General features: G+C 61.9%; 4 protein-coding genes. 2 read left to right on the forward strand and 2 right to left on the reverse strand.

The annotated features are described in order from the left end of the window. Positions 1 to 63: 63 nt before the first annotated feature. Positions 64 to 951 (reverse strand): NADP-dependent methylenetetrahydromethanopterin/methylenetetrahydrofolate dehydrogenase, encoded by an 888-nt coding sequence (locus tag NZK35_RS24955; protein WP_259635247.1) that lies wholly within the window; start codon positions 949 to 951, stop codon positions 64 to 66. A 296-nt stretch (positions 952 to 1,247) separates the two neighbouring features. Continuing rightward, positions 1,248 to 1,748: a formaldehyde-activating enzyme gene (gene fae, locus NZK35_RS24960; protein WP_095739000.1), complete on the reverse strand. Its 501-nt coding sequence runs from the start codon at positions 1,746 to 1,748 to the stop codon at positions 1,248 to 1,250. Positions 1,749 to 1,894: 146 nt separating this feature from the next. Between fae and NZK35_RS24965 the strand changes: the two genes are divergently transcribed. Both NZK35_RS24965 and NZK35_RS24970 read left to right on the forward strand, forming a co-directional pair. Continuing rightward, a complete protein-coding gene (locus tag NZK35_RS24965; RefSeq protein ID WP_259635248.1) occupies positions 1,895 to 3,058 on the forward strand; it encodes an ATP-grasp domain-containing protein in 1,164 nt (387 codons plus the stop codon). A gap of 2 nt (positions 3,059 to 3,060) precedes the next feature. Beyond that, positions 3,061 to 3,801 carry a PIG-L family deacetylase gene (locus NZK35_RS24970; RefSeq protein ID WP_259635249.1) on the forward strand — a complete coding sequence of 247 codons (741 nt, stop codon included), beginning with the start codon at positions 3,061 to 3,063 and terminating at the stop codon, positions 3,799 to 3,801. Positions 3,802 to 3,882 lie beyond the last annotated feature (81 nt).

Genomic DNA, 3,882 nt, shown 5'->3' on the forward strand with positions numbered 1-3,882 from the left:
ACACCAACACTCATGCCCGCAATATTCGGGTCGGGCACCCTGCGTCTAAAAGTTGACGAAGCGTTAAGACTTTTCGACGATTTTGGCGAGGGCGTAGATTTCGTCGGCGTTGAGCACTTTGTCGTTCGACTCGAACAGCGATTGAATCGCCGCGCGGTGCGTCTTCATCTTTAATCCGCCGACGCCGATTGCCCCATAGCCGACCGCGCGAGAGTCTTCGCTGATCGGTTTGGCCTTGTCCATCACCGCGATGCCACCCAGGCCGGCCGGGGGCACGGCGTTGAGGTCGATGGCGACGGCCAAGTCTTTCGCCGCGATCAGATCAGATTTTTCGGCCAACGGGATACCGGCGGCCCCACAGGCGATCACGATGTTGGCGGGGGCGAGAATGCTGCCGACTTGATCGGGAGACCCTGATTCGGCGGCCGACAATCGGTCAGCAATGTTCTCGTCGGCGTCATGGGCGACTCGGTCGCAAGCCTCTTGGGCGCGAGCCAATGACCGACTGGTCAGCGTGACTGAGGCTCCGTCGCTAGCCAACAAGCGTGCGACACGTTGGCCGACCGGCCCGGTCCCACCGAGGACCACGGCATGCGATCCGGCCAGTTCCAGGTGTCGCGCGGCGGCGACGACGGCGGCCGCGGCGGTCGTGTTGCAACCATTGGCGTCCATCATCACCGAAACGCGAACGGGTCCGAAAAATGCATCCGTCACGCATTGGAGCAGCGTTTCGGCGAGCGCGACATCGCTGCCACCGAGAAAGATGGCGGTGTTTTTGAGATCGTCGCCGCCGCGAGTGAACATCGCGCCGTGGACGAGTGGTTCGATCGATGTCGCTTGGACGCCCGCGTAGGGGACCAGATGGTCGACGCCCGAATCGACGGCGACGACCGCATCAAACGAACTGGCCTGGGGGTCACAATCGAACTGAAACAGAATGCGTTTCGGCATGAGTTGCCCGGGGATTGGGGAGCGTGCTTTGGCGTTGTGGTTGGCATCGGTGGCGGCGGGGCCGCGGAAACCCTCCCCTCGCTGCGCTCGACCCTCCCGCACGCGGGAGGGTGACTTCTAAAAAACTTGATGCGTAAGGGGGCGAGCGAAGCGGGGGGAGGTCGAACGGTTGTCACACAATGATTCTCAGCCGCGATTCTCAGCCGCGACAAACCCTCCCCGGCCGCTCGTCCCTCGCGTCCGACCCTCCCTAAAAGGGAGGGTTGCGGAGGAGTCTCTCCAGTTTTGCGTCGTGCTTAGAAGTCGCCCTTGAACGGGTGCGCCGCGGAATCTTTTTGCGCGATCATTTCTTGGGCCGAAGGTTTGCCGCCCATCGCGTTGGCCAGCGATTGCTTGACCGCTTCGTAGTTATAATTGTAGATCTTTTCGTCGTCGTCGGCTTCCGGGTGAATGAACACACCGCAGACACAGACCAAGTCTTCGGCTTGATCGGCGGGAATGACGCCTTCGGCGACCGAATCGGCGACGGCTTTGGCGACGGCGGCTTGGGCGGGGCCAAACATTTGCACGACCTGCTTGAAGCCCTTCAAGGTGACCTTCGTGATCATCACGGTCGACGGTTTGACGGCCACGTTAGGAGCCAGCACGGCCAACAGGTTCGTGTGACCTTCGCTTTGCGTGGACAGGGCGTTGGCGAATGCGGTGCCGACCGGACCGTCTTTGCTGCCGATCATCAAATCGATGTGTGCGACTTCGTTGCCATCGCCCACCAGGGCCTCACCAATGTAAAACTTCATTTCAGTGACCTGTTCAAAAGAAAGTTTGGTTCGAAGACCGGTGGGGAAACACATGTCCGTTGCCCCGCAAGACGCTCCGGCAATCGGACCGTGGAGCGCCTGGGGTGGGTCTGGAGTCGGGGAAAAGCTAACAAACCATGACGCCGATGCAAACACCCGGTCAAATTCAAAATTCCCAGGCGACCCGGCCTGCTGATCGCGATCGATCGCAGCGTGGTCCCATCGTGCTGGTCGGCGCTTCGGTCCGGGCAGCGGCGGAATCGGCACGAATCGCCGGTTTTTCCCCCATCGCCGTCGACCACTTCGGCGACCGCGAGACGCTGGCGGCGGCCCGACGCTGGTATCCACTGGACGATTTCCTGGATTCCGGGGATTCGCGACCGCTTGACCGCATCGTCCCCGAACGGGCACCGATTGCGATCGTGGGCGGTCTTGAGCGAGGTTTCGGCTGGATCGGTCCAACTCGACGGTCGTTTTGGGCCGTTTCTCCCGAGCAGTTTTTGATCTCTGACCGCCCCGAGTTTCTGAGGGACTTGGCCTCCCGGGCGGCCGTGAGGTTCCCGGAGACACGCTGTGCGGGCGTCGCGACCCGTGGTTGGCTGGTCAAGCGTCGGGGCAGTTCCGGCGGTCTGGGTGTGTCCTACAGCAAGGGTGCGGGAGACATTCCGGAGAACTCGATCTTGCAGCGGCCCGTCCGCGGCCGCATCTGCGGGGCAAGCTTTTTCGGCCTGGGGGACCGGGCGATGCTGCTGGGCGCATGCCGGCTGTTGAAAAAACGAATCGGGCCGTCTCCGTTCGTGTTCGCCGGAGCGCTCGGTCCGATCCCCTTGAACGTCGCATGGGTGAACTCGCTCCATCGACTCGGCGACGCCGTCTGTTGCCTCTCGCCGCTCGTCGGTCCCTTCAACATCGATGTGGTGCTGCAACACGACACGGTCACGCTGTTGGAAGTCAACCCGCGTTGGAGTGCTTCGATGGAATTGGTCGAGCGGGCGTGGGGCGCAACGTTGAATGAGCCGTGTTCGATGTTTGACGATGCGGCGGATTGGATTCGTCGTGTGGAACGGGTGTCGTCGGGTCACGCAGACGCTCGGCCGTCGGACCACGTGTTTATCAAACGCGTGCTGTTTGCGCGGACCGATCGCCGGGTGGATGCCACCGACTTTGACCGGCAGCCGAGCGATGACCGCTGGGTTTGGAAAGACGTTCCCCGCCGGCCGGCCGACGTCCGGCGTCACGAACCGTTGGCGACCCTGATCGCGCCCCTGGAACGCATGTCGCTTCAACATGCGTTTCGCGTTATGGTTTGATCATGAAAGAACCGCAGACCGGCAACCGCCCCGAACCGTTGGATGTGATTGCCGTCGGATCGCATCCCGACGATGTCGAAGTCGCGTGTGGTGGGACGTTGGCCAAGCTTGCCTCGGCGGGACATCGGGTCGGAATCGTCGATTTGACCGATGGGGAGCCGACGCCCTACAGCGACGGTCCGGAGGCTCGGATGAAGGAGGCCGAGGCGGCAGCAAACGTGTTGGGCGCGGTCGCGCGGATTCAATTGGACCTTCCTAATCGTCGTCTGCTGGATTGCTTCGAGCATCGGGTCGCACTGGCGAAAGTCTTTCGTCGCTATCGGCCTCGCATCGTGATCGGTTTTGGTGACAAGACGCCGATGGCATCGCCGGATCATTTTCAAACGATGCTGATCACCGACGCCGCCGTCTTTTATAGCCGGCTGACCAAATGGGACGACTACTTTGACGGGTTGCCGGTTCATCAGATCGAACGCCAGCTTTACTTTCGGCTTGCGATTGAGCCGATGACGTTGGCGGGAAATCCGTTTCACATCCTGGTCGACATCGGCGAGACGCTGGAACAGAAGATCGCCTCGATGCAGTGCTATCACAGTCAATTCGCGCACAAGCACGCGATGGACGAGCGGATTCGCGCCGCGGCGGTGATGACCGGTTCGATCGCCGGCGTCGCGGCTGCGGAAGCCTTCGCCGCGGCGCGGCCGTTTGCGGCCAAGGATCTGATCAGCGCCGTGGGGCTTTAGCCGCCCATTTCGCTGCTCCGCAGCGAGTGGGAATCGCCTGAAGGCTGGACACCAACATGCGCTGGTGTGCAGGCTTCAGCC

Origin of the sequence: Stieleria sedimenti (assembly GCF_025060895.1) — a bacterium.
Classification (GTDB): Bacteria; Planctomycetota; Planctomycetia; order Pirellulales; family Pirellulaceae; genus Stieleria; species Stieleria sedimenti.

Coding starts and splice junctions, on each gene's coding strand:
- NZK35_RS24970 (WP_259635249.1), top strand. CDS start 3,061: ATGAAAGAACCGCAGACCGGCAACCGCCCCGAACCGTTGGATGTGATT.
- fae (WP_095739000.1), bottom strand. CDS start 1,748: ATGAAGTTTTACATTGGTGAGGCCCTGGTGGGCGATGGCAACGAAGTC.
- NZK35_RS24955 (WP_259635247.1), bottom strand. CDS start 951: ATGCCGAAACGCATTCTGTTTCAGTTCGATTGTGACCCCCAGGCCAGT.
- NZK35_RS24965 (WP_259635248.1), top strand. CDS start 1,895: ATGCAAACACCCGGTCAAATTCAAAATTCCCAGGCGACCCGGCCTGCT.